24 protein-coding genes are annotated in these 22,559 nt (G+C 71.5%); 13 read left to right on the plus strand and 11 right to left on the minus strand.

Translation table 11 applies throughout. The features are described from left to right. The first annotated feature begins 126 nt into the window (after positions 1 to 126). Entirely contained in the window at positions 127 to 486 is a 360-nt protein-coding gene (locus AB0M83_RS12395) for a rhodanese-like domain-containing protein (RefSeq protein ID WP_247016004.1), read from the plus strand. Between the two features lie 2 nt (positions 487 to 488). Next, positions 489 to 1,517, plus strand: a complete 1,029-nt coding sequence (locus tag AB0M83_RS12400) for a DUF4328 domain-containing protein (RefSeq protein WP_364516214.1) — start codon at positions 489 to 491, stop codon at positions 1,515 to 1,517. Here the strand turns inward: AB0M83_RS12400 and AB0M83_RS12405 are convergent. Continuing rightward, complete coding sequence (locus tag AB0M83_RS12405; RefSeq protein ID WP_364516216.1) at positions 1,514 to 2,104, minus strand: TetR/AcrR family transcriptional regulator; 591 nt, start codon at positions 2,102 to 2,104, stop codon at positions 1,514 to 1,516. The two genes, AB0M83_RS12400 and AB0M83_RS12405, sit on opposite strands and share 4 nt — an antisense overlap. A 90-nt stretch (positions 2,105 to 2,194) precedes the next feature. Between AB0M83_RS12405 and AB0M83_RS12410 the strand changes: the two genes are divergently transcribed. Both AB0M83_RS12410 and mca read left to right on the plus strand, forming a co-directional pair. Then, positions 2,195 to 3,550: a DHA2 family efflux MFS transporter permease subunit gene (locus AB0M83_RS12410; RefSeq protein ID WP_364516218.1), complete on the plus strand. Its 1,356-nt coding sequence runs from the start codon at positions 2,195 to 2,197 to the stop codon at positions 3,548 to 3,550. Then, complete coding sequence (gene mca, locus AB0M83_RS12415; RefSeq protein ID WP_364516220.1) at positions 3,547 to 4,392, plus strand: mycothiol conjugate amidase Mca; 846 nt, start codon at positions 3,547 to 3,549, stop codon at positions 4,390 to 4,392. Before AB0M83_RS12410 ends, mca begins: the two co-directional genes overlap by 4 nt. Positions 4,393 to 4,534: 142 nt before the next feature. Here the strand turns inward: mca and AB0M83_RS12420 are convergent, their stop codons facing one another. Next, on the minus strand, positions 4,535 to 5,701 hold the full coding sequence (locus tag AB0M83_RS12420) for a cytochrome P450 (RefSeq protein ID WP_364516221.1): 1,167 nt from the start codon (positions 5,699 to 5,701) through the stop codon (positions 4,535 to 4,537). Positions 5,702 to 5,754: 53 nt separating this feature from the next. On the opposite strand from AB0M83_RS12420, the gene AB0M83_RS12425 reads away from it, so the two are divergent. The 4 genes from AB0M83_RS12425 to AB0M83_RS12440 all read left to right on the plus strand — a co-directional run bounded on the left by AB0M83_RS12425 (position 5,755) and on the right by AB0M83_RS12440 (position 9,031). Continuing rightward, positions 5,755 to 6,636, plus strand: coding sequence for a DUF5926 family protein (locus tag AB0M83_RS12425; RefSeq protein WP_364516223.1), 882 nt, complete (start codon positions 5,755 to 5,757; stop codon positions 6,634 to 6,636). A 497-nt stretch (positions 6,637 to 7,133) separates the two neighbouring features. Further along, a complete protein-coding gene (locus AB0M83_RS12430) occupies positions 7,134 to 7,487 on the plus strand; it encodes a DUF952 domain-containing protein (protein WP_364516225.1) in 354 nt (117 codons plus the stop codon). A 210-nt stretch (positions 7,488 to 7,697) separates the two neighbouring features. Then, positions 7,698 to 8,210 (plus strand): SigE family RNA polymerase sigma factor, encoded by a 513-nt coding sequence (locus AB0M83_RS12435; protein ID WP_364516395.1) that lies wholly within the window; start codon positions 7,698 to 7,700, stop codon positions 8,208 to 8,210. Continuing rightward, positions 8,207 to 9,031, plus strand: a complete 825-nt coding sequence (locus AB0M83_RS12440) for a hypothetical protein (protein ID WP_364516227.1) — start codon at positions 8,207 to 8,209, stop codon at positions 9,029 to 9,031. Before AB0M83_RS12435 ends, AB0M83_RS12440 begins: the two co-directional genes overlap by 4 nt. 76 nt (positions 9,032 to 9,107) lie before the next feature. On the opposite strand, the gene AB0M83_RS12445 is transcribed toward AB0M83_RS12440, so the two are convergent. The 3 genes from AB0M83_RS12445 to AB0M83_RS12455 all read right to left on the minus strand — a co-directional run bounded on the left by AB0M83_RS12445 (position 9,108) and on the right by AB0M83_RS12455 (position 11,853). Continuing rightward, positions 9,108 to 9,662 carry a ferritin gene (locus tag AB0M83_RS12445; protein ID WP_364516229.1) on the minus strand — a complete coding sequence of 185 codons (555 nt, stop codon included), beginning with the start codon at positions 9,660 to 9,662 and terminating at the stop codon, positions 9,108 to 9,110. A gap of 150 nt (positions 9,663 to 9,812) precedes the next feature. Beyond that, positions 9,813 to 11,000 carry an arginine deiminase gene (locus tag AB0M83_RS12450; protein WP_364516397.1) on the minus strand — a complete coding sequence of 396 codons (1,188 nt, stop codon included), beginning with the start codon at positions 10,998 to 11,000 and terminating at the stop codon, positions 9,813 to 9,815. 40 nt (positions 11,001 to 11,040) lie between these two features. Beyond that, positions 11,041 to 11,853, minus strand: a complete 813-nt coding sequence (locus tag AB0M83_RS12455) for a type II CAAX endopeptidase family protein (protein WP_364516230.1) — start codon at positions 11,851 to 11,853, stop codon at positions 11,041 to 11,043. Positions 11,854 to 11,875: 22 nt separating this feature from the next. Between AB0M83_RS12455 and AB0M83_RS12460 the strand changes: the two genes are divergently transcribed. Next, positions 11,876 to 12,337, plus strand: a complete 462-nt coding sequence (locus AB0M83_RS12460) for a PPOX class F420-dependent oxidoreductase (protein ID WP_364516232.1) — start codon at positions 11,876 to 11,878, stop codon at positions 12,335 to 12,337. On the opposite strand, the gene AB0M83_RS12465 is transcribed toward AB0M83_RS12460, so the two are convergent. Continuing rightward, complete coding sequence (locus AB0M83_RS12465) at positions 12,329 to 13,123, minus strand: DUF2470 domain-containing protein (protein WP_364516234.1); 795 nt, start codon at positions 13,121 to 13,123, stop codon at positions 12,329 to 12,331. The genes AB0M83_RS12460 and AB0M83_RS12465 overlap by 9 nt on opposite strands. Positions 13,124 to 13,287: 164 nt before the next feature. Here AB0M83_RS12465 and AB0M83_RS12470 point away from each other — a divergent pair, with 164 nt between their 5' ends. Further along, complete coding sequence (locus AB0M83_RS12470; protein ID WP_364516236.1) at positions 13,288 to 14,316, plus strand: hypothetical protein; 1,029 nt, start codon at positions 13,288 to 13,290, stop codon at positions 14,314 to 14,316. Here AB0M83_RS12470 and AB0M83_RS12475 read toward each other — a convergent pair. Continuing rightward, a complete protein-coding gene (locus AB0M83_RS12475; RefSeq protein ID WP_364516238.1) occupies positions 14,283 to 15,218 on the minus strand; it encodes a LysR family transcriptional regulator in 936 nt (311 codons plus the stop codon). The genes AB0M83_RS12470 and AB0M83_RS12475 overlap by 34 nt on opposite strands. 92 nt (positions 15,219 to 15,310) lie before the next feature. On the opposite strand from AB0M83_RS12475, the gene AB0M83_RS12480 reads away from it, so the two are divergent. Continuing rightward, positions 15,311 to 16,525 carry an MFS transporter gene (locus AB0M83_RS12480; RefSeq protein ID WP_364516240.1) on the plus strand — a complete coding sequence of 405 codons (1,215 nt, stop codon included), beginning with the start codon at positions 15,311 to 15,313 and terminating at the stop codon, positions 16,523 to 16,525. On the opposite strand, the gene AB0M83_RS12485 is transcribed toward AB0M83_RS12480, so the two are convergent. From AB0M83_RS12485 to AB0M83_RS12495, 3 genes are all read right to left on the minus strand, one after another. Further along, complete coding sequence (locus AB0M83_RS12485; protein WP_364516242.1) at positions 16,522 to 17,259, minus strand: hypothetical protein; 738 nt, start codon at positions 17,257 to 17,259, stop codon at positions 16,522 to 16,524. The two genes, AB0M83_RS12480 and AB0M83_RS12485, sit on opposite strands and share 4 nt — an antisense overlap. 1 nt (position 17,260) lies before the next feature. Continuing rightward, positions 17,261 to 19,069 (minus strand): substrate-binding and VWA domain-containing protein, encoded by a 1,809-nt coding sequence (locus AB0M83_RS12490; RefSeq protein ID WP_364516244.1) that lies wholly within the window; start codon positions 19,067 to 19,069, stop codon positions 17,261 to 17,263. Between the two features lie 78 nt (positions 19,070 to 19,147). Next, complete coding sequence (locus AB0M83_RS12495; protein WP_364516246.1) at positions 19,148 to 20,320, minus strand: homogentisate 1,2-dioxygenase domain-containing protein; 1,173 nt, start codon at positions 20,318 to 20,320, stop codon at positions 19,148 to 19,150. 85 nt (positions 20,321 to 20,405) lie between these two features. Between AB0M83_RS12495 and AB0M83_RS12500 the strand changes: the two genes are divergently transcribed. Together AB0M83_RS12500 and AB0M83_RS12505 are read left to right on the plus strand one after the other, a co-directional pair. Then, positions 20,406 to 21,260: a hypothetical protein gene (locus AB0M83_RS12500; protein WP_364516399.1), complete on the plus strand. Its 855-nt coding sequence runs from the start codon at positions 20,406 to 20,408 to the stop codon at positions 21,258 to 21,260. After that, positions 21,257 to 21,892 (plus strand): helix-turn-helix domain-containing protein, encoded by a 636-nt coding sequence (locus AB0M83_RS12505; protein ID WP_364516248.1) that lies wholly within the window; start codon positions 21,257 to 21,259, stop codon positions 21,890 to 21,892. Before AB0M83_RS12500 ends, AB0M83_RS12505 begins: the two co-directional genes overlap by 4 nt. Here AB0M83_RS12505 and AB0M83_RS12510 read toward each other — a convergent pair. Continuing rightward, positions 21,889 to 22,551, minus strand: coding sequence for a DUF998 domain-containing protein (locus tag AB0M83_RS12510; RefSeq protein WP_364516250.1), 663 nt, complete (start codon positions 22,549 to 22,551; stop codon positions 21,889 to 21,891). The two genes, AB0M83_RS12505 and AB0M83_RS12510, sit on opposite strands and share 4 nt — an antisense overlap. Between the last annotated feature and the right edge of the window lie 8 nt (positions 22,552 to 22,559).

Consider the following 22,559-nt stretch of genomic DNA (forward strand, 5'->3'; position numbering starts at 1 on the left):
TGTCACTGACTGCTTTGCGGGGGCTCCGGGTGGCGGAGCCCCCGGCCCGGGGCGGAGCCCCGGTTGTCACTGACCGCTTCGCGGGGGCGTCGACCTCACGCGCGGGCAACGCCCCCGCATGGCAGCATGGAGATCGTGGTGAGCCCTGCTGAACTGCCGACCGCCGAGGTCCGCGACCTGCCCAAGGACGGCCTCGTGCTGCTCGACGTCCGCGAAGACGACGAGTGGGCCGCCGGACACGCGCCCGGCGCGGTGCACATCCCGATGGGGGAGCTGCCCGCCCGCGTCGGCGAGCTGACCGACCTGCCCGACGACCAGCCGATCCACGTGATCTGCCGCAGCGGCGGCCGGTCCGCCCGCGCGACCGCGTGGCTCAACCAGAGCGGCTGGGACGCGGTGAACGTCGCCGGCGGCATGGGCGCGTGGCAGCGCGAAGGCCGGCCGATGGTCGGCGAGCACCCCGGCATCGATCCCGAAGTGATCTAGCCTTGCAGCCGGGTCAGCCTCCTCAGTACCCACCCGGGTACTGGCCGCGCCAGGCGCCGCCGCCGAACGCCCAGCAACTGCAGGGCCGGACGCTGGCCGCCCAGCCGGAGTCGTACCCGTACCACCGCCGCCCCGTGCACCGGCCGAAGCTGCGCTGGGTGGCGACCCCGCCGCCGGGCGCGTGGCCGCGTCGCCGCGTACCGCCGCCCGAGCGGTACTACGGGCCGCCGTCGTACCCGGTGCCGCCGCGCTGGGGCTTCCCCAACCTCGTCTGGCGTCGTCCGACGTCGGTGCCCGGCACGGCGTCCGACGAGGTCCGCCCGATCGACCGGATGCCGGTGCTCAGCCGCAGCCTGATCGGTGTCCTCTTCGCGTTCGCGCTCCTCTGCGTGGTCGCCGCCGGCGCGGAGGTCTGGCGATACGTGCTGCTTGTCCAGGGCCGCGAGTCCGCGCTCAACCGCTCGGTGGTGGCGTTCTCCGACGGCTTCGTGCTCACCGCCGGCCTGCTGGCCTCGATCCTCGCGCTCCTGCCCGCCGGGCTGTCGCTCTGGTGGCTGCTGGTCGCCCGCCGGGCGGCGGCGGACGTCTCGGGCGACGACCCGGCGCGGCCGGTGTGGCAGGTGCTGGTCGGCGTCCTCGTGCCGATCGCGAACCTGCCGATGGCGCTGTCGATCGCCGGCGAGCTGGAGCACGCGGTGCTGGGCCGCCCGCGTGACGTCCGGCCGAAGCCGTCGCGGCAGATCCTCGTGTGGTGGGGCGCCTGGCTGCTGAACTGGGTACTGCTGGGCGTGACGATCGTCTGGCGCTTCCGCGACGACGTCCAGTCGATGGCCGACAGCGTCGTCCTGGTCGCGCTGACCGACCTGGCGGCGGCCGCCTTGGCCGTGGTGACGGCGCTGGTCGTGCGGCGGTTCTCCGCCCTGGTGGCGCCGTCGGACGCGCGAGCCGTGCGCTCGATGCGCGTCCTGAAGGTGACGGGGGCTCCGGAGCCCGAGCTGCGCAACGCGCGGCCCGCGGGCGCGGCGCGCTAGTACCGGCCGAGCACCGGTTCCAGCTGGTCGAAGGCCAGTTCGGCGATGGGCCACACCGCGTCGGCGATGCCCTTTTCGTCTTCGAGGTTCCGGTCGAAGACCTCCTGGAAAAGCACCCGAAGCACGGTGGCGAGGTGTGCGGCGGCGAGCACCGGCTCGAGCCCCTGTTCGGGGTGACGCCGGATCAGCAGGTGCGTGAGGGCGGCCTCGCGCTCGCGGTGCATCTCGTGCAGGGCGTTCGTCAGGACCGGGCTCTCCTTGATCATCCGCACGAAGCCGGGGCCCGAGAAGCCGACCAGCGCGTGTTCGGCGCCCAGCGCTTCGAAGTAGAGCTCGCGGGTGTCGTGGAAGACGCTGTCGCGGACCAGGGTGGCCGGCCATGACGTGAAGTCCGCCCGGATGTCGAAGACCAGGTCCTCCTTGCGCGGGAAGTGGTTCGTCACGGTCATCTTGGCGACCCGCGCCTCGGTGGCGATGTCCGCGATCGTCACGTCCTCGAAGCCGTTGCGGATGAACAGCTTCGTCGCGACGTCCGAGATGGTCTTCCTGGTCTCGTGCTTCTTCTGGGCCCGGAGTCCCTCGCTCATGGGCGTCACTCTACTGGGTCGGACCCAAGATTGTGCTTGACCCAGTGAGTGGGTTGGACCTAATCTGAGGTTCGACCTAATCTCCTGGGGGTGGATGTGACGACGGCAGTGGCCCGGCCCGACGCGAGGCTGTGGAAGCTCGGCGGCGTCCTGATCATGGGCGCGGTGCTGTCGATCCTCGACGCGACGATCGTGACCGTCGGGATCGACGCGATCGCCCGTGACCTGCGCAGTTCGGTGACCACGGTGCAGTGGGTGGCGAGCGCGTACCTGCTCGCGGCGTCGGCGGCGATCCCGCTGTCGGGCTGGCTGAGCGACCGCTTCGGCGGCCGCGCGGTGTGGCTGGCGGCGGTGGCGGTCTTCACGGCGGGCACGCTGCTGTGCGGCTTCGCGTGGTCGGCGCCGGCGCTGATCGCGTTCCGGGTGCTCCACGGCCTGGGCGGCGGGCTCATGCAGCCGGTCGGGCAGGCGGTGTTCGCGCAGGAGGCCGGGCCGGCCCTGGGCCGCATGATCGGGGTGGTCACCCTGCCGGCCACGGTGGCGCCGGTGCTGGGCCCGCTGCTCGGCGGCGCCCTGGTGGCGGACTTCGGCTGGCGGTGGATGTTCTTCGGGGTCGTCCCGCTGGGTTTGGCGACGTTCGTGGTCGCCCGCCGGCTGCTCCCGGCTCCGGCACCTTCCGGCGCTCGTTCGCCGTTGGACGTCCGCGGGATTCTCCTGCTCTCGCCGGGACTTGCGGCGTTCGTCTACGGGCTGGCCGAAGGCGTGGTCGTCGCCTGGGTCGCCGGAGCGGCGCTGCTGCTGGCGTACGGCATCCATGCCTCGCGGACGCCGTCGCCGGTACTCGACCTGAAACTGTTCCGGGACAAGGGATTCGCGGTGGCTTCGATCAGCACCTTCCTGCTGGGTGCGTCGCTCTACAGCTCGATGTTGCTACTGCCGCTGTACTACGAGCAGGTGGAGCACGCGAGCCCGTGGAAGTCGGGGTTGCTTCTGGCACCCCAGGCCCTCGGGTCGGCGGCGGTCCTCGTCGCGGGCGGCCGGCTGCTGGCCCGCTTCGGCCCTCGGCGGATGATGCTGGCCGGCATCGGCCTGTCCCTGCTGGGCACGGTTGCGTTCACCCAGCTCGGGTCGGCTCCCAGCGGAGTCCTGCTGACGCTGTCCCTCCTGATCCGCGGAGCCGGCCTGGGCGCGGCGACAGCGCCGGGAATGACCACGCTGTACGGCTCCTTGGAACGCTCCCGCATTCCCCGGGCGGCCGGCGCGTTCAACGTGATCAACCGAGTCGGTGGCTCGCTGGGTACAGCGCTCCTGGCGGCGATCCTCCACCACGCCCTCACGTCGTCGGCGCCTCCCACCGCGTTCGGCACGACGTTCACGTGGGCGCTGGCACTGTCCGCTTTCACCCTGATCCCCGCGGCTTTCTACCCCCGAAGGAGCATCCGATGACCTTCCGCCTCTTGAGCGTCCACGCCCACCCCGACGACGAGTCCAGCAAGGGCGCGGCGACCCTGGCCCGCTACGCGGCCGAAGGCGTCGACGTTCTGGTGGCCACGTGCACCGGCGGCGAGCGCGGCGACATCCTCAACCCGGCGGTGGACACCGCCGAAAACCGCGCCGATCTCCCGGCGGTCCGTCGTCGCGAGATGGCCGCGGCAGCCGAGATCCTGGGCGTCCGCCACCGTTTCCTCGGGCTGGTCGACTCCGGCTTGCCCGATGAAGGCGACCCACTACCGGAAGGTTGCTTCGCGGCCCTCCCACTGTCGGAAGCAGCTGCTCCGCTGGTCGCGCTGATCCGCGAGTTCCGCCCGCACGTCGTCATCACCTACGACGAAACCGGCGGCTACCCCCACCCGGACCACATCCGCACCCACGAGGTGACCCTCGAAGCCTTCACCGCGGCCGCCGACCCCGCCCGCTACCCGGGCACCGGCGAACCCTGGCAGCCACAAAAGCTGTACTACCAAGCAACCCTGAGCCGGGCGTGGTTCCAAGCCCTGCACGACGCGACCGTGGCTGCCGGCCTGGAGTCCGCGATGGCGGACGTCCTGGCCGAACTCCCGCTCGAAGACCCCTTGCCGGTCACCACCCGAATCCGCTGCGAGTCCCACTTCGCGACGCGCGACCGAGCCCTCCTGGCCCACCAGACCCAGGTCGACCCGGCCCACCCGTTTTTCGCCCACTCACGCGGAATAGAACGAAAAGCCTGGCCCTACGAGGACTACCACCTGGCCCACCCGACCCCCGGCCCCAACGTCGAGGAGGACCTCTTCACCGGAGTAACCCCATGAACCCGCGTGTCGTCCGTCCAATCACGCGTGATGCCTCCCCCATCACGCGAGATGCCCCGCCAATCACGCGAGTTCCGCCTTCAATCACGCGAGTTCCGTGTCCAGGCACGCGAGATCCGCCCCGGATCACGCCGGACCCGGCTCACACGGTGACGCGAAGCTCCCGCAGGCCCCGGATCACGAACTCGGGCCGTCGCCGCGGAGTCGCGGCGATCCGCAACCCCGGCAGCTTCGCGGCCAGCGCACCCAACGCCGCGGCGATCTCCACCCGAGCGAGAGGAGCCCCCACGCAGTAGTGGATCCCCAGGCCGAAGCCGAGGTGCGCGTTCGGCGTCCGTCCGATGTCGAGGGTGTCCGGCGCGTCGAACACCTTCGGATCGCGGGCCGCGGCACCCAGCAGTGCGCCGATCTTCTGCCCCTGCGGGACGACATGTCCGCAGATCGACACGTCCTCGGTCGCCGTCCGCTCGAACAGCTGCAACGGCGCGTCGAAGCGGATCAGTTCCTCGACGCACGAATCCAGCAAGGAAGGAGCCGCCAGCAAGCGTTCCCACTGGTCCCGGTGCGTGAGCAACGCCGTGATGCCGTTGCCGAGCACGTTGACCGTCGCCTCGTGGCCGGCCATCAGCAGCAGCACCGCGGTCGCGACCAGCTCGTCCGGCGTCAGCTCGCTGCGCAGGAGGTCGCTGATGATGTCGTCACCCGGGGCGTCGGCGCGGGCCGAAGCCACCGACCGGACGTACTCGACGAACTCGGTGGCCGCCCGCTCGGCGGCGTCACGAGCGTCCTCGGGCAGGCCGTACTCGTACATCTTCACGATGCTGTTTGACAACTCCACCATGCGGGGCCCGTCGGATCCCGGGACGCCCAGCAGCTCGGCGATCACCGCGACCGGCAGCGGCTGGGCCAGGTGCTCGAGGAGGTCCGCGCTGCCGTCGGCGGCGATCGCGGCCGCGAGGTCGTCGACCATCCGGTCGGCGAGCGTCGCGACCATCGGTCGCAGCCGTTGCACGTGGCCGCGGCCGAACGCGCCCGCGATCAGGCGGCGCAGGCGGGTGTGTGCCGGCGGCTCGTTCTCCAGCAGCGAGTTGCGGTGCAGCAGGTTGAACGACGCGAACCGTTCCAGCGGCTGCGCGTCCTGCCAGATCCGGCCCAGCCCGCGGTGCCGCAGCACCGCCGACGACGCGGCGTGCGACACCGCCACGGCGAGCCCCAGCTCGTCGTGGAAATGGACGTCGCCCTGCTCGCGCAGGGCGGCGAACGCCGGGTACGGGTCTTCCAGGAACGCGGGATCGCGGGGGTCGAACACGTCGCGAGACTAACCCTTCGATAGCGTTCCAAGCCGAGCCAGAGGAGGCAGCAATGGGCAAGGGCGCGCGCAAGAAGGGGCCCAAGCAGGCGACGGACCGCAAGCCGAAGGTGCGCGACGTCTTCGTCGGTCAGCCGTTCGAGGGACTGGCGGCGGAGCCCGAGCTGATCGCGCTGCGCGAGTTCGTGCCGTCTGCGACGGCCAAGCTGACCCTCGCCGACGGCGGCGACGTCACCCTCGGCACCGTGCTGCCGATGGCCGCGGCCGCGTTCGTCCGCTCGGACGGCCAGCGGTACCTCGGCCTGCAGGTGCAGACCCGCTCCTCCGACATCAGCCGCGACCTCGGCCGCTCGCTGAAGTGGCTGCTGGACGCCAAGGAGGGTGACGTCCTCGGCGTGCCGGACACGACGACCCCGCCGGAAGCCGACGAGCACGCCCGTCTCCAGGACCTGCTCACGCCCGGCGCCGAGCTCGACGTCACGCTGCACAAGGACTTCGCCTGGTGGCTGCCGGCGGACGCGGACGCGACCGGCGACGTCGCGGTGTCCCTCGAGCGCGCGAACGCCGCGATCATGCCGACCGAACGTCTGGGCTCAGGTGCCTACTGGGTCCTCGCCGGTGAGAAGGCGCACCTGCGCTGGGTCCGTCCGGAGCCGGAGAACCTGCTGCTCCAGGCACTGGCCCGGCTGTCCGCGGCCGGCGAGCTCGGCCTCGGCGAGGGTTCCCGCTACGCCGGTTCGTTCCGGGCGCACGGCCTGCTGGTCCCGGTCTGGGACCTCGACCCCGAGGCCCACGCCCGCGAGTGGGCGGAGGCGAAGGACGCCCTCGGCAGCCGCCTCGAGACGGCCTTGAAGTCCCTCGACGCCGAACCGCTGAACGCGGCCGAGCGCCGCGCCCGCGACGGCCTCATCGGCCGCCAGCTCACCCTGCGCTGACCCGCGCCGGGCTCGCGGCCCGCGACGGCTCCATCGGCCGTCAGCTCACCCTGCGCCGACCAACGCCGGGCTCGCGCCCGGAGTGACCACCACCGCCGCCGAGCACCACGCTCGGCGGCGGCTCGGGTCCGGCCGCACCGCGCCGGCCCGCGGCTTCGGTCCACGGGTGGGCCCCGCCGGCTTTCGAGCGGCAGTCCGCGGCGGCCGGAACGAGGAGACCGCCTCTCCCTCACCTCGCGCCGGTCGGCTTTGAATGACAGCCCGCGCGGCCAGCATGAGGAGCCGGCTCTCCCGCACCCCGCGTCGGTCGGCTGTCGAACGGCGGCCGGAACGAGAAGCCGGACCGGCTCTCCCGCATCCCGCGTCGGACACTGTCGGAAAGTGGCGGACCACCGGTCCGTCCCGGTGACCGGAAACTGCTCGGTGAGCGTTCAACCAGGCCTTATGTGGCGTACGAGACACCGCCGCCGGAACGGCGTGGTGGGACCATTCTCCGCGTGATACTCCACATCTGCGGGGCGGCCGACTGGGCCGAAGTGGGCGAAGGCGGCGAGTACCGGCCGGCTTCTCTGGACGAGGTCGGGTTCATCCACTGTTCCGACTTCGGCACGGCGCACCTGCCGGCCAACGTGCGCTACCGGGGCCGGACCGACCTGGTGCTGCTCGAGATCGACCCGGCGAAGGTCGAGGCGCCGGTCCGCTGGGAAGACGGCGCGCCGCCGCATCCGGCCGGGATCTGGTTCCCGCACGTCTACGGGCCGATTCCGCACGCCGCCGTCGTCGGCGTGCACCCGTTCGCCGAAACGGCCGAGGGTGGCTTCCGGCTGCCGGACTCGCTCGCGCGCCGCTGACGTGGGCAACTCATCACCCGGCCGGGCGGCGGCGAATCCGGGCGGGAACGCGGGCAACCTGAGGGGGCTGTGATGCGTGTGGAGGGGGAAAGCGACTCGGCTTCTGGCTACCCGACCCCGATGGGAGGCGATACGGTGACGGCTGCGGCACCCGTCTTCACCGGGGGAGATACCTGGGTGACCAGCGCAGGCCGAGGGAGGGCCGCGACGTTGCCGGGTGAGCTGGCCGACTTCGGCGACTTCGTGCAGGCCACCCTGCCGGGGCTGCTGCGTTACGGCCACGCGCTCACCGGCAACCCGCACGACGCGGCGGACCTGGTGCAGACCGTGCTGGAGAAGATCGGTTCGCGCTGGACCTACGTGCACGAAAAGACGGGCGATCCGCTCGCCTACGTCCGCCGATCGATGGCGAACGCGCACGTCAGCCGGTGGCGCCGGACGCGCCGGGAGAACCTGGTGGCCGATCTGCCGGACACCAGCCCGCACGTGCCGGACGACCCGTTCGAGCACGAGCCGCTGTGGCGCGCGTTACGAACGCTGCCGCCGAGACAACGGGCCGTCATGGTCCTGCGTTACTACGAAGGTCTCTCGGAAGCGGAGATCGCCGGTGCCCTCGGCGTTACGCAGGGCACCGTCAAGAGCCAGGCCAGCAAGGCGATCGCGTCACTGCGGTCGAAACTGACCGTGGCCGACATCCAAGGCGAAGGGAGTGACGCGGGTTGAACATCTCCGAGGACGAGCTCGAGCAGCGCCTGCGTGAGCTGTTCGCCGACGAACGGCTGGACCTGCCGCCGCCACCGGAAGCCGGCACGACCATCGTCGCCGGTGCGCGACGGCGTCGTCGCCGTCGTCAGGGCGTCCTGGCCGTGACCGGGGTCGCGGCGGCCGTGGTGGCCGTCTCGGGCGGGCTCACCATGGTGCACCTGCACGCCGAGGACGGCACCGCGGTGATGACCGCCGACGGATCTTCGATCAGCGTCAAGCCGCCCGAGAACCTCACGGCCGGGCGGCAGCCCCAGACCTCGGCCCCCGTGCCGACCAGGACCCAGGACATCGAGGTCTCGGCGCCTCCCGCTTCGCCGACGTCGAAGTCTCCACGGCCGTCGTCGGCCCAGCCGCCGTCGAAGCTGCCGTCCGTGCTGAGCGGGCCGCTGCTCGGTTCGGACGGCTTCGGCACCATCAAGCTCGGCATGTCCGAGACCCAGATGGCCGCGCTGGGCGTCACGCTCACCGAATCGCAGGCCGGTGCCAGCTGCACCGTGTACACCGCGCAGGGCAGCGGGGTGCCGTCGGCCGCGACCGTCGTGGTCTCGAAAGCGGTCGGGCTCACGGTCGTCACCCCGGAGCAGGTGGCGCACACGGCCGAGGGCATCGGCGCCGGCTCAAGTAAAGAGCAGGTGCTCGCGACCTACCCCGCCGCGAAGGAGGAGTCGGGGGGTGTCGTCGCCCCGGCCACCGACGCCGCCGACTACCACTTCCGGCTCGATGACTCCGGGGTCGTGCAGACGAGCCTGATGAGCGTCAACCAGGACTGCGCCGGCTGAGCGCCGGCCACATGCGAAAACCCGGGCTGTCCACAGGGGGAGAGCCCGGGTTTTCGAACCTCGTGGTGGGAGGCTGTCAGAGTGCCCCGCCGGCGACCGGCGGCATCCCGGAGTCGCGGCCACCGTCGCCGACGGACTCGCGGTACAGGTGGTTCTCGACCTCGAACAGGTTGCCGTTCGCGCGCTTGACGACGTTCAGCAGCGTGCTCATCTGGGAGATCTCTTCGACCTGCTCCTTGAGGAACCACTGCGTGAACTGCTCGCTGATGTAGTCCTCTTCGGCGCGGGCGGCCTTGGCCATCGCGGAGACGTCGGTGGCGACGTCCTTCTCCTGCTCGAGCGCGAGCTCGATGACCTCGGTGACGCCGGAGAAGTCGTTGCGCACTTCGCCCGTGCCGGGGATTTCGACGTGGTGGTCGCGGTCCAACATGTACTGCACGAGCGCCATCGCGTGGTTGCGCTCTTCGACGGACTGCTTGTAGAAGTGCTTCGCCAGCTGCGGCAGGTCCTCGGCGTCGAACCAGACCGCGAGCGCGATGTACTGCTGGGACGCGTTGAACTCGTTGTGGATCTGCGCCTGCAGCAGTTCGTAGAACTTCGAGCGCGGTTCTTTCTTCTTCGTCAGGGACATGAGAATCAGAATAGATCAAGTTTCGCTGAAAGGCCACTCGGAGCTGGTGATCTGGACCCTATTAGGGTTACCATTCCTAAAGAAGACGAACCTAATTTAAGTAAGCCTTCCCTAAATTGTCGTACCCATTTAGGGAAGGCTTACTTGAATTCACCGCAACGCTTCCCGGCGGATCGGGCAGGACATGCACCGCGGCCCGCCCCGGCCGGAGCCCAGCTCGGACCCGGCGATCGGCAGCACCTCGATGCCGGCCGCCTCCAGGCGCTCGTTCGTCTCCACGTTCCGCTCGTAACCCACGACCACGCCCGGCGCCAGCGCCAGGGTGTTGTTGCCGTCGTCCCACTGCTCGCGTTCGGCCGTCACCGGGTCGAGGCCGGTGTCGATGACGCGCAGCCGGTCGATCTCCATCGCCTCGGCCGCGGCCACCAGGAACGGCGCCGGGCCCGCGACCTTGACGCCTCCGTCGCCGGTCGGGCGGATGGTGAACGCCGTCAGCGAGTCGCGCGCCAGCGGGTACATCACGACCGCGTCGGCGTCGACCATCGTGCACACCGTGTCCAGGTGCATGGTCGCGCGCGATTGCTCGATCGGCACCGCGAGCACGGTGTGCGCGATGCCGTCGGCGAACACCGACCGCGCGAGCGACTCCGCGCCGGCCGCGGTCGTCCGCTCGCCGACGCCGATGGCCAGCACGCCCGGTGCCAGCAGCATCACGTCGCCGCCCTCGATCGGCGCCGAATGCGCGCCGTACGCGCGGGCCGCGTGCCGGAAGTAAGGGTGGTAGGCGTAGATCAGGTCCAGCACCGCGGTCTCGCGGCGGCGCGCGGGCATGGTCAGCGACGAGATCGCGACGCGGTCGGCGATCCACGCCGACGAGTCGCGCGTGAACAGCAGGTTCGGCAGCGGGTCGACGGCGAAGTCGTGCGGGTGGTTCATCATCCGCACCAGCGACGCGCCTTCCGCGGAGGGCAGCTCCTCGAACGTCATCCCGGCCATCAGCACCTCGGCGAGGCCGGCCGACGTGACGCCGGACAGGTGCGAACGCAGCGAGTCGGCGAGGTCGCCGCCGAGCCGCCGGTCGTCGACCGCCGCGTGGACGCCGGCCGCGTGGGCGCGGTCGTCCTCCAGCGCCGTCCGGAGGGCGTCGGCCAGCAGCAGCACCTCGACGCCGCGGCTGCGGAGCACGTCGGCGAACGCGTCGTGCTCGGCCTGGGCCCGGTCGACCCACGGGATCGAGTCGAAGAGGAGCTGGTCGTTGTTGCGGGGCGTCAGCCTTTTGAGCTCGTTGCCGGGCCGGTGCAGCAGCACCGCGCGCAGGGGTCCGACTTCGCTGTCCACCCGGGGAGGTGCCGTTTCGTCGATCACTCCCCGAGCTTAGTCAGGGCAACCAGGAAACGTGCCCCTTCAACAGGGCATACCCGACGAAGGACACAAAGTCGAACAGCGTGTGCGCGGCGACCAGCGGCCACAGCCGGTTCGTCTTCTGCCACAGCCGCCCGAACACCAGGCCCATGATCAGGTTGCCGACGAACCCGCCGAAGCCCTGGTACAGGTGGTACGACCCGCGCAGCACGGCGGCGCCGACCAGCGCGGTGTTCTCCCGGACGCCGAGCTGGCGCAGCCGCGTCAGCAGGTAGCCGATGACCAGGACCTCTTCGGCGAACGCGTTGCCGAACGCCGAGAGCGTCAGCGTGATCGGCCGCCACCACGTGTCGCCCAAAGTGGACGGTTGCACGGCCAGGCTGAAGCCCAGGTGGTAGGAGATGAAGTACAGCGCCAGGCCGGGGATCCCGATCAGCGCGGCCAGGCCGAGCGTCAGCAACGCGTCCCGCCCCGGCGACCGGCGGTCCAGCCCGACCTGCGCCATCTTGATGCCCGCGCGCCACAGGAAGTACAGCCCGAGCGCGCCCCAGCCGACCAGCTGGGCGGCCGAAAGCAGCTGCTTGAGCAGGTCGATCAGGCTCGCCGCGGCCTGCGGGACGTTGAGCTGGACCTGCTGCTGGGCCAAGGGCGTCGGCTGCAGCAGCGAGTCCACAAGGGACAGCAGGCTGCGCACGCCGGACAGCCCGAGCGTGATGCCGAAGACGATCAGCAGCTCGACCTTGATCGCCCGGCGTTCGACCGGGTCTTCGATCGCGCCGGGGAACTCGGGGCGGGCCGGGGCCAGCCACGATCGCGCGGTGAACGTCATGTGCGCACGCTACCTTCGGGGTATGCCGAGGAGCATCGCCACCAACGAAACCGTCGACCGCGCCGCGCTGGTCGAGTTCCTGTCCACCCGCCACCGCGCGATCCTGCTGACCACGAAGGCCGACGGCGGGCCGCAGCTCTCGCCGGTCACGTGCGGCGTCGATGCCGAGGGCAGGCTGGTCATCTCGACCTACCCGAAGCGCGCGAAGATCGTGAACATCAAGCGCAACCCGAAGGTCTCCGCATGCATCCTGTCCGACGAGTGGAACGACCAGTGGGTCCAGCTGAACGGCACGGCCGAGGTGCTGGACATCCCGGACTCCGTCGAGCCGCTCGTGGAGTACTTCCGGGCCATTTCTGGTGAACACCCGGACTGGGACGAATACCGCGAAGCGATGGTCAAGCAGGGCAAGAGCATCATCCGCGTGACCATCGAGAGCTGGGGTCCGCTGGCCAAGGGCGGCTTCCCCGCCGAGCTAGCCTGACGCACCCCGCAGGAACGGGCAGCCGACCAGCCGCCGCAGCTCCATCGCGAGCTGCGGCGGGCTCTCGACGGACTTGGAGAACGCCAGCCGGACGTCGTGGTCGCCGGCGTCGGACTCGACGCGCAGCCGCAGCCCGAACCGGTCGAGCCCGAGCGGGCGGATCCGGCCACCGCGCAGCTCCGCCGGCAGGTGCATGGCCAGCTGCTCGACGACGTCGGAGTGGTCGCTCTCGAGGTGCCGCAGCCACTGGGCTTCGTAGTCGTGGAACGGGTCCGGTGGCGCCGCGCTGAACATGTGCGGGCGCAGCGAGTGCGTGCCTTCGGCGTCGGCGAGCACGAGCGACGCCGGGGTGAGCCGCAGCAGCGTGACGCCGTGGCCGACGTCGAGGAGCCGTTCGTCCGGCCGCGACTCGGCGATCGACACCGCCCGCGCGCGGGCCGACACCGGCGAGAGCGGCCGCAGCCAGCCGGTGATCCACAGCAGTCCGCGGATCGGCTCCCGCAGGGCGACCGGCGCCTGGTCGGCGAGTTCGACCATCACGGCCAGCTCGCCGCGCTGGGTCTGCTGGGCTGCGCCGACCATCGGGTGGTCGTCGGGCAGCAGCACGCTGACGCTGCCGCTGTGGTGCACGTGGTGCAGGAGCGGCACGACGCGCTCGCTGTCGAGACCGGCGCGTTCGCAGGTGGGCATCAGGGACGCGGGACCGTTGCGGGTCGCGATCGTCTTGGCGCGCTCGGCGGGGTTCGGTGCCGGCGGGCGGCGGATGGATGTCGGGGCCTCGGTCACGGCTCACCTCCTACTTAGGTTAGCCTAACCTGAATCCGACGGTCTGGATAGTCGCTCGTGTGCGGTCCGGGTCACGGGGGTGTTCCGCTGAATGGAGTATCGGGTAACGGCGCTGTGCAAAATTCCGAAAAGACCGGTGACCAATCGACACGGTGGGGGCCAGCGTGCAGATCGTCCCGGTTCCCGAACGCGTGCCCGCGTTCGAGCTCGACCCCGCCATGCCGTCGGGCGCGCTCCCGATCTTCGGCGAGTACCTCGACCGGATCGGCCGCACCGCGGCGGACGGGCGCCTGCTGACCTGGGTCCTGCCGGTGATCGGCATCGCCCAGTTCTTCACCGGCGCCGGGATCGTGCTGCCGCTGGGCACGCTCGCGCTGGCCGGTTCGGTCGTGGCGTGGTGGCGCTACCGCGCCCATCTCCGGGTGCCCGAGACCCGGCTGAAGCGGGAACCGTTCCGGCAGGTCGACATCGCGTCCGACGGGCTGGTGGCCGCCGGGCGGACGGTCGGCGTCCGGCTGCCGGACGGCCGCTGGCTGCGCGTCCGGCTCGACGAGGCGTACCGGCTGCTGCTGGCCGGGCACCGGCGGGTGTGGCTGCTGGGCCGCGGCCCCAAGGTGTTCGTCGGCTTCTCCGGGGTCGTGCGGGTGCGCCGCGCCCGGATCTTCGACGCGCCGCCGGCGGGCGCGGTGGCCGTGCCGCCCGTGGTGGCGTCCGGTTCGCCGCGGCTCGACCCCGTGCTGGCCGCGCACCGCCGCCGGATCGCCCGCGAACTGCGCACGGCGGCGGCGTTCCTGCTGGCCCTGGCCGCGTTCGCCGCGTGGGTGCGGGTCGACTTCCCGGTGACGAAGTGGGCGGCGCTGACCGTCGCGGCGGGCGCGCTGCTGGGCGCGCTCGTGACCGCGCTGCGAGCGGTCGCCTACCGCCGTCCGCTGCCGGCGGACCACTGGACGGAGCTGCGCGCGGTCCTCGACGGCCCGGTCCGCATGGGCCGCCACGGCGCGGCCCGGCTGAGCGGCCTGACCATGCTCGCCGACGGGACGGTGATCGGGTTCCGCCTGCCCAGGGCCGACCCCTCGATGGCGGCCAACATCGCGGCGACGGGCCGCCTGTGGATCGCGGGCGTCCCCAGGCCGGGCGCGGCGAAGGCGGGCGTGCCGGGCTATCCGGTGCTGGGCACGGTCTGGCTGGGCTGAGCCCAGCTCGGCCGCCAAGCGTCCGGGGCCCGCGAGCCGGACCGGAGGTGGGCGCGGAGCGCGGCCAAGGCCGGGTGCGGGTTGTCGCGGCGCCACACCAAGCAGTGCGAGTACACCGGCGTCGGGTTCGCGATCGGCACCTGCCGCAGGTCGTGACCCGCCGGCCACAGCAACCGCGCGCCGGTTCCGATCAGAGTGGCCACCTCGGCCGACTCCGCGAGGAAGTCGAACAGCACCTCGGTGCCGAAGTTCGGGCCGGCCGCGTCGATCGAGAGCCCGAACGCGGCGGCGAACTCGGCGTAGTAGGCCGCCCATTCGGTGCCGGGGACGATGCCCGGCATCCAGATGCGGTGGCCCTTCAAGTGCTCCGGAGTCACCGCGGGCGAATCGGCGAGGGCGTGCGCGGGGCCCGTGAGGAGGTGGAGCGGTTCGTCGTGCACCCACGCCGACGCGACCCCCTCCGGCAGTTCGCGCGCGGCGACGGCGCGGAAGGACGCGTCGATCTCGCCGTCGCGCACCGCGGTGATCGCGGCCGCGGCGTCGAAGAGCGTCAGGACCTCCAGCGCGACCTGCGGGTGCGCGGTGTGGAAGTCCCGCAGCAGGGCCGCGGTGCCGAGGCGCCGGCCGATGACGTCGACGCGGAGCGGGCCGGTGCGGACCGAAGCGAGCGCTCGCGCTTCGGCCCGGAGCAGCTCGCGGGCGTGCGGCAGGAACGCCTCGCCCTCGCCGGTGAGCCGGGCGCCGCGGGCGGTGCGCGTGAACAGGCGGGCGCCCAGCGTCTTCTCCAGCGCCGCGATGCGTTTCGAGACGGCCTGCTGCGTGATGGCGAGGTCGGCCGCGGCGTCCTGGAACCGGCCGGCGTCCGCGGCGGCGACGAAGGTGCGCACGGCATCGAGATCCACGACGACCGACTCTAGGGTCACAACGCGGGGTTGTGGCGCGCCGATGCGGTGGTTGTTTGATCCCCGCGGCTCTTCTTCGCTTTGATCCTCCGGTGATGCGCGGAAGGTCGCTCGGGCGGCGGTTCAGGTGGCTGTGGACGGCTTACGCCGTGAGCGCGTTCGGCACCTGGCTCGGCTTCGGCGCCTTCCCCATGCTGGCGATCCTCGTGCTGCACGCCGGGCCCGCGGCCGTTTCGGCGCTCGCCGCGGTCGGTCCGGCCGTCGGCGCGCTCGTGGCCGTGCCGCTGGGGCCGTGGGTCGACCGGCGGCCCAAGCGGCCGGTGCTGGTGGCCATGGACCTCGTCCGGTTCGCCGCGCTGATCAGCGTGCCGGCCCTCTACGCCCTCGGGTCGCTGAGCTTCGCCCAGCTGCTCGTCGTCTCGGTGGTCGTCGCCGCGGCGGACATCACCTTCACATCGGCGAGCGGCGCCTTCCTGAAGGGGCTCGTGGCGCCCGAAGACCTGCTCGTCGCGAACGGGCGGTTCGAGTCGACGAACTGGACGGCCACCGCGCTCGGCCCGCCGCTCGGCGGGGCGGCGTTCGCGCTCTTCGGGCCGGTGACGTCGGTGGCCGCCAACGCCGTCAGCTTCCTGCTCTCCGCGCTCGGAATCCGGGCGATCGGCGGAGCCGAACCGCGCCCGCGGGAGACCTCTCGCCTGCGCGCCCGGGACCTGGCCGCGGGGTGGCGCACGATCCTGACCCACCCCGGGCTGCGGCCGCTGTACTTCAACGTCCTGCTCTTCAACGGCCTGATCATGTGCACCGAACCGCTGCTCGCGGTGCTGATGCTGAACCAGCTCGGGTTCACGCCGTGGCAGTACGGGCTCGCGTTCGCGGTGCCCTGCCTCGGCGGGCTCGCCGGGTCGAGGCTGACCCCGCGGCTCGTCGCGCGGTTCGGCCGGCACCCCGTGCTGCTGACGTCCGGGGCGCTGCGGGCGTGCTGGCTGCTCGCGCTGGCCTTCGTGCCGGGCGGCACCGGCGGGCTCGCGTTCGTCATGCTCGTCGAGCTGGGCATCATCGTGAGCTGCAGCGTGTTCAACCCGGTTCTCGCGACCTACCGGCTCGAGCAGCTCCCGGCGGACCGCGTCGCGAGCACGCTTTCGGCGTGGTCGGTCAGCACCAAGGCGTCGATCGCCACGTTGACGGCGCTCTGGGGCGTGCTTGCGAGCTTCACCGGCCCGCGCGTCGCGATCGGTGCCGCCGGCGTACTCGTATTGGTGACGCCGTTGCTGCTGCCTCGCCGGGACCGGACGCCGGTAGCCGCCTAACCCAGCGACTTCCGCGTCGCCTGCTCGGTCTCCAGCACGCCCTGCCGGATGCCCTCCAGCTGGTCGCTCAGCTCGCGCACCGCCCCGGTGTCCACCGCGACGTCCGTGGTCGCCGCCGTCAGCTCCGCGACGCGCGCCACCAGGCTGTCCAGCCCCAACGCGCCCGACTGCAGCTGCGCCAGCAGCTTGTCGCGCGCGCCGGAGAGCCGCGCGTGCACGTCCTCCTGGGCCTGCACCGCCGAGAGCGCCTGTTCGAGATCGCCGCGGACCTCCTCGCGCGCCGATCCCATCGACTGCTCCAGCCGGCGCCGCTCCCGCGTCACGGTCTCGAGGTCGACGCGGGACAGGGCCTTCCCGGTCGCCGACGCGCGGCCTGCCAGGCGCCGGAGCGTCGCCAGCGTCTCCTGGACCACCGGCTCCATGTCCGCGACGCGGTCGGCGAGCGGGCCCGCGTCGAGGGATTCGCTCAACGACCCGAACCCGTCGGCCGCGCCCTCGGCCCGGCGCAGCCAGTTCGCCTCGGCCGAACCCGCGGCGACGTCGAGGATCCGCGCTTCGCGGGGCGCAGGTTCCTTCTCGCGCGTTGCGACGCCGACGCCCGCCCAGGCCGCGAGCACGGCGACGCCCACCCCGAGCGACGCGACCACCGGCAGCTGGACGGCCCACGCCACGCCCGCCGAGGTGGCGGCCAGCAGCAGCCCCCACGGTTCGGCGAGCTCACGGGCGAACTTCATGTCAGAAATTCGAAATCACGGAGGTGAACACCTGGTTGATCGAGTCCGGTTTGGACGAATCGTACTCCGATCCCTCGGTCGCTTCGGCGATCTGCTTCAGCACGCCCTGGTCGGCGTCCGAGCCGTAGGCGATCGTGAACAGCCGGACCGTCTCCGCGTTGCCCTCCGGCCGCAGCTGCGGCAGCAGGTGCTCGAGGTCGACGCCGCCGGAGTCCTCGTTGCGGCCGTCGGTCAGCACCACGACCGCGTTGATCGCCGCCGGGTCGATGTGCGCCTTCATGTACTCGTACGCGGCCAGTGAAGAGTCGTAGAGCCCAGTGCCGGCCTGCGGCGTCAACCCGCTCAGCCGGCTGGCGAGGGTCTCCTTGCCGTTGGTGCCCAGCGCCTGCACCGGCACCAGCTCCTGGTAGTCCTTGTCGCTGTCGAGGCGGGTGGAGAACTGCCAGAGCCCGACCTGGTCGCGCGGCACGAACTGGCCGAGCGCGTCGATCGCGGCCTGCTTGGCCAGGTCGATCTTGCTCTTGCCGGTGCCCTTGACCTCGTCGCCCATCGAGCCGGAGACGTCCACGACCAGCAGCACGTTCGCCTTCTTGCGCAGCTCGCTCCAGGAGCTCAGCAGCTTCGAGAGCACGGCCGGCGACGGTGGCCGGATGAAGTTGATCTTCGCGTCGGGCTGGACGCCGTTCTGGGTCGTCACCTGCGGGCCGGGCTTGCCGTCGAACGACCGGAAGCCCAGCGCGGCGAACCGCGCTTGCGTCTCCGGCCCCCGCAGGGAGCCGAGGAAGTCCGCGGCGATCTGCTTGCGCGTCGGGTCGGCCCAGTTCAGCGTGACGAACGGGTGGTCGGAGTTGAGCGTGCCGTCGGCCGGGTAGATCGCGACAATCGGCACCTTCGGCGGCGCGTGCTGGCCGACCTTGGCGGGATCGTTCGTGGGGTTGCCCTGGTTGTAGCCGATCAGCGAGCTCTCCTCGACGGTCACCGCCGAGATGTAGGACAGCGCCGCGCCGCGGTCGTCGGCCTTCTGCAGGTTCGTCAGGAAGGTCAGCGTGTTGTCGCCGTAGTGCACGATCGCCTGCTCGATGTTCGTGACGAACTGCCTGGCCTCGGGCTTCTCGAGCGCGGCCGCGGTGAGGTCGGACGACGTGCCGGTGGCCGCGTAGTACGCGCCGATGGTCGCGTTCAGCCCCGCGGTGGAGATGTTCGGGTTCGTCTTGCCGAGCCGGAACTTCCCCCACTCCGGGTGGCCGTACTTCGCCCAGCCGGCCGGGTCGGTCGCGAGCGTGGCGAGGTCCTTCCAGCCGATCGGCTTGGCCGGCCAGCCCAGCGCCTCGGCCATCGGCTTCGGCATCGCGACGGTCAGCGGCGAGTTCGCGACCGACTGCGGGTCACCGTCCGGCACGATCGACGCCGAGTCGCCCTTCGCGTTGACGCGCAGCAGGTTGACCCAGCCGCTCGCGGCCGGCGTCCAGACGTCGGGGCGCGGCCCGTCGGTGGCTTCGTTCCAGCCGTTCGCCAGCGCCTGCATCGCGATGCCCGACGACTTCGATTTCACGATGACGTCGACGCAGTGCCCGGCGACGGTCCGTCCGGAGTAGGCCTTGGCGGCTTCCTGGACTATTCCGACCTTTTCCGGGGACGAAGCGACGTTGAGGGCGACGGCGTCCGACCCGGTGCATTTCACCGGGTCCGCCTCGTCGCCCGAGCCGCTGGTCCAGGCCCGGATCCCGACGATCAGCCCGGCGGCCACCAGGATCGCGGCCACGAACGGGAGAATCTTTCTCTTTCGCCGTGCTGGTTGGGAATTGATCATCGAACCCTCCCCGTTCCGCCACCGGAATACCATTATCGGGCAGTGGAACAGGAAGGGGACGGTAATTCCGAAACTTGACTAAACCTTAGGGCCGCGACGCGACCAGGTCCACGCATAGCCGGGGTCTTCGGACGCGTCGGCGGCTTCGCCGAGGTCCAGCGGCGCGAACGTGTCCACCATGACCGCGGTCTCGTCGAAGAACTCCGCGCCGATCGACGCCTCCGCCGCGCCCGGCTGCGGGCCGTGCGTGAAGCCGGACGGGTGCAGCGAGAGCGAGCCGACGCCGATGCCCGAGCCCTTCCGGGCCTCGTAGTTGCCGCGCACGTAGAACATCAGCTCGTCGGAGTCGACGTTCGCGTGGTTGTACGGCACCGGGATCGAGTCCTCGTGGTAGTCGACCTTCCGCGGGCAGAAGGAGCAGACGACGAAGTTCGGGCCCTCGAACGTCTGGTGCACGGGCGGCGGCTGGTGCACGCGGCCGGTGATCGGCTCGAAGTCGTCGATGTTGAACGCCCACGGGTAGAGGCAGCCGTCCCAGCCGACGACGTCGAAGGGGTGCGTCGCGTACGTGTAGCGCGTCAGGCCGGCGCGGTGGCGCACGAGGACGTCGACGTCCTCGCCGTCCGCCAGGAGCGGCTCGGACGGCCCGCGGACGTCGCGCTCGCAGTACGGCGAGTGCTCCAGGAACTGCCCCTTCGCCGACAGGTACCGCTTCGGCGGCCCGATGTGCCCGCGTGCCTCGAGGATGAAGAGGCCGACCTCGCCGTGGGGGACGACGCGGTAGGTGCACGACGTCGGGAGCACGAGGTAGTCGCCGTCGCCGATCTCGAGGCTGCCGTAGATCGTCTCGACGGTCGCGGAGCCGCCCTGGACGTAGAACAGCTCGTCGCCGGCCGCGTTGCGGTAGAGCGGGCTGGGCGCGGTCGCGGTGACGAACCCGATGGTGACGTCGGCGTTGCCGAAGAGCCGGCGCCGGTCGGTCACGGCGTCGGCCTCGGCCCCGAACTTGAGGTCCCGGGTCTGGAACGCCCGCGGCTTGAGCGGGTGGTTCGGGGTCAGCGGCCCGCGGTCCTCCTCGACCGCCACGGCGTCGACGATCGCCGTCGGCAGGCCGCGGTGGTAGAGCAGCGCGGAGTCCGCGGAGAAGCCCTCGACGCCCATCAGCTCCTCGGCGTAGAGCCCGCCGTCCGGCTTCCGGAACGCGGTGTGCCGCTTGTGCGGGATCTCACCTACTCGCCGGTAGTAAGGCATCGACAACCCCTTCTGGCGCGTCCGTTGTGCGAACGATTTTGTCCTGATGTCGTACGCTACTAGCGTGTCATTCGTGTCAAGCGCTGTGGAACTCACGCCCCCCGGCCCCCGTGGAATCCCTCCCCTGTTCGCGAGGCTCGTCGACGACTCGGCGCTGTTCCCTCCGGGCGATGCGGCCATGCCCGAAGCCCTGCGCGCGCACTTCGCGATCCGGGAGTCCGAACACGCCGGTGTACTGGGGGTTTTCCTCTGCCAGGCGTCCCGGCTGCCGGAGCTGATCACCGAGCTGATCAAGATCAAACCGAAGCAGCCGCTGCCGTTCTCGCTGATCATCGACACCGGTCTCGGTGGCGTCCCGAAGGCGATCTCGATCGTCGAGTCGCGCAGCGAGCTCCTGGCGCTGCGGATGGTCGAGATGCCGGCGCCGTCGGACGTCGACGAGGTCTGGCTGGAGCGCGTCTCGGAGTTCGTCCCGGAGGACGTCATCCGCGTGGTCGAGCCGCGGCGCGGCGTCGGCTGGCTGGACGGCGTGCGGAAGGTCATCGAGCACGGCAGCTGGCCGAAGATCCGCTGCGGCGGCAAGGCGGGGGAGAACTTCCCGAGCGTCGACGAGGTGGCGGACTTCCTCGCCGTCGTCAGCGGGTCCACCGGGGCGTCGTTCAAGGCGACGAACAGCCTGCACCGCGCGGTCCGGCACGCCGACCCCGACACCGGCTTCGTGCACCACGGCTTCCTCAACCTCCTCGTGGCCTCCGGGCGCAGCCTCTCCGGCGGCGACGTCCGGGAGGCGCTGGAGTCGACCGACGCCGAAGCGCTGGCCGATGAGGCCCGCGGGTTGTCCGAGCAGGCCGCGAAGGCCGTTCGGGCGCTCTTCGCGTCGTACGCGGCGGCGTCGTTCGAGCAGCCGGTCGCCGACATGGGCGAACTCGGCTTGCTGTGACCGGCCGGGAGGGGTCGCTGACGCTCGACCGGGGCTTGGCGCTGCTCCAGGCAGTGGCCGACGCCGGCGGCGACGCGGCGACGATCTCCGAGCTGGCCGTGGCCATCGGGGCCAGCCGCGCGGCCGTCTACCGGCTGCTCGTGCCGCTGTCGGAGCGCGGGCTGGTCTGGCGCGACGGCACGAAGGTCCGGCTCGGCGTCGGCCTGCTCCGGCTGGCCGGGCAGGTCCTCCCGCAGCTGCGGGACGCGGCCGGCCCGGTGCTGCGCGAGCTGGCCGAGAAGGTCGGCGCGACCGCGCACCTCTCGGTCGCCCAGGGAACGCAAGCGCTTGCGGTGGCCGTCGTCGAGCCGTCGTGGACGAGCTTCCACGTCGCTTACCGCGTCGGCAGCCGGCACTCGCTGACGTCGGGTGCGGCCGGCAAGGCGATGTCCCTGCGCCCGGGCGGCGACGGCTGGGTGACGTCGACGGGTGAGCTGCAGGCGGGCGCGTCCGGAGTCGCGGCGCCGGTGCGCGGGGTGCCGGGCCTGAAGGCGAGCGTCGGCGTCGTCTCGATGGAGCCGCTCAAGGCCGCCGAAGTGGGCCCGCAGGTCGTCGCGGCCGCCGTGCGGCTGGCCGACATCCTGCGCGCCTAGCGGCGCGGAACCGCCAGCAGCGGCCGGACCATGGTCAGCAGCAGGGCGACGTCGATCGTGAACAGCAGGCGCTCGAACAGGCCCAGCGTGACGTCCTGCTGCGCCGGGCCGACGATGAGCGTGACGACGAACCCGGCTAGCACCACGCCGATGGCGGCGAAGCTCGCGGTGGCGAGCCGCCGGATCGTCGTCCTGCGCGGCTCCCACGGGCAGCGCTCGCGGCCGCGCCTGGTGAGCACGAACGCGGCGGCCGGCAGGGCGACGAACGCCGTGAGGGCGGCGATGTTGTGGACCTGCCCGGACAGCGACCGCGCCTGCCCGTCCGGGTCCACGGGGACGAGCCCGCACACGAGGAGCCCGGCCGACCAGACGCCGGTCAGCACGCAGACGGCGGTGGTGCCCGGCCGGTGGGCCTTCGCGATGCCGGCGAGCAGGGCGACCGAGCCGAGCGAGAGGGCCAGGCACATCACGCTGAACAGGGGAGCGGCCGACGACGAGCCGAGCTTGCCGTAGACGTACTCCGACAGCGTCTGCCAGATCGGGCTGACCTGGCCGGAGAGCCGCAGGTGCAGGTCGATCGAGATGGCCACGGCGAGGCCGATGCCGCCGAGTGCGATCCGGCCGTGCAGCGGCGAGACCGCGGGCAGGGGCTTGTTCACCTGGCTTC

Source organism: Amycolatopsis sp. NPDC051106 (assembly GCF_040682775.1).
Taxonomy (GTDB): domain Bacteria; phylum Actinomycetota; class Actinomycetes; order Mycobacteriales; family Pseudonocardiaceae; genus Amycolatopsis.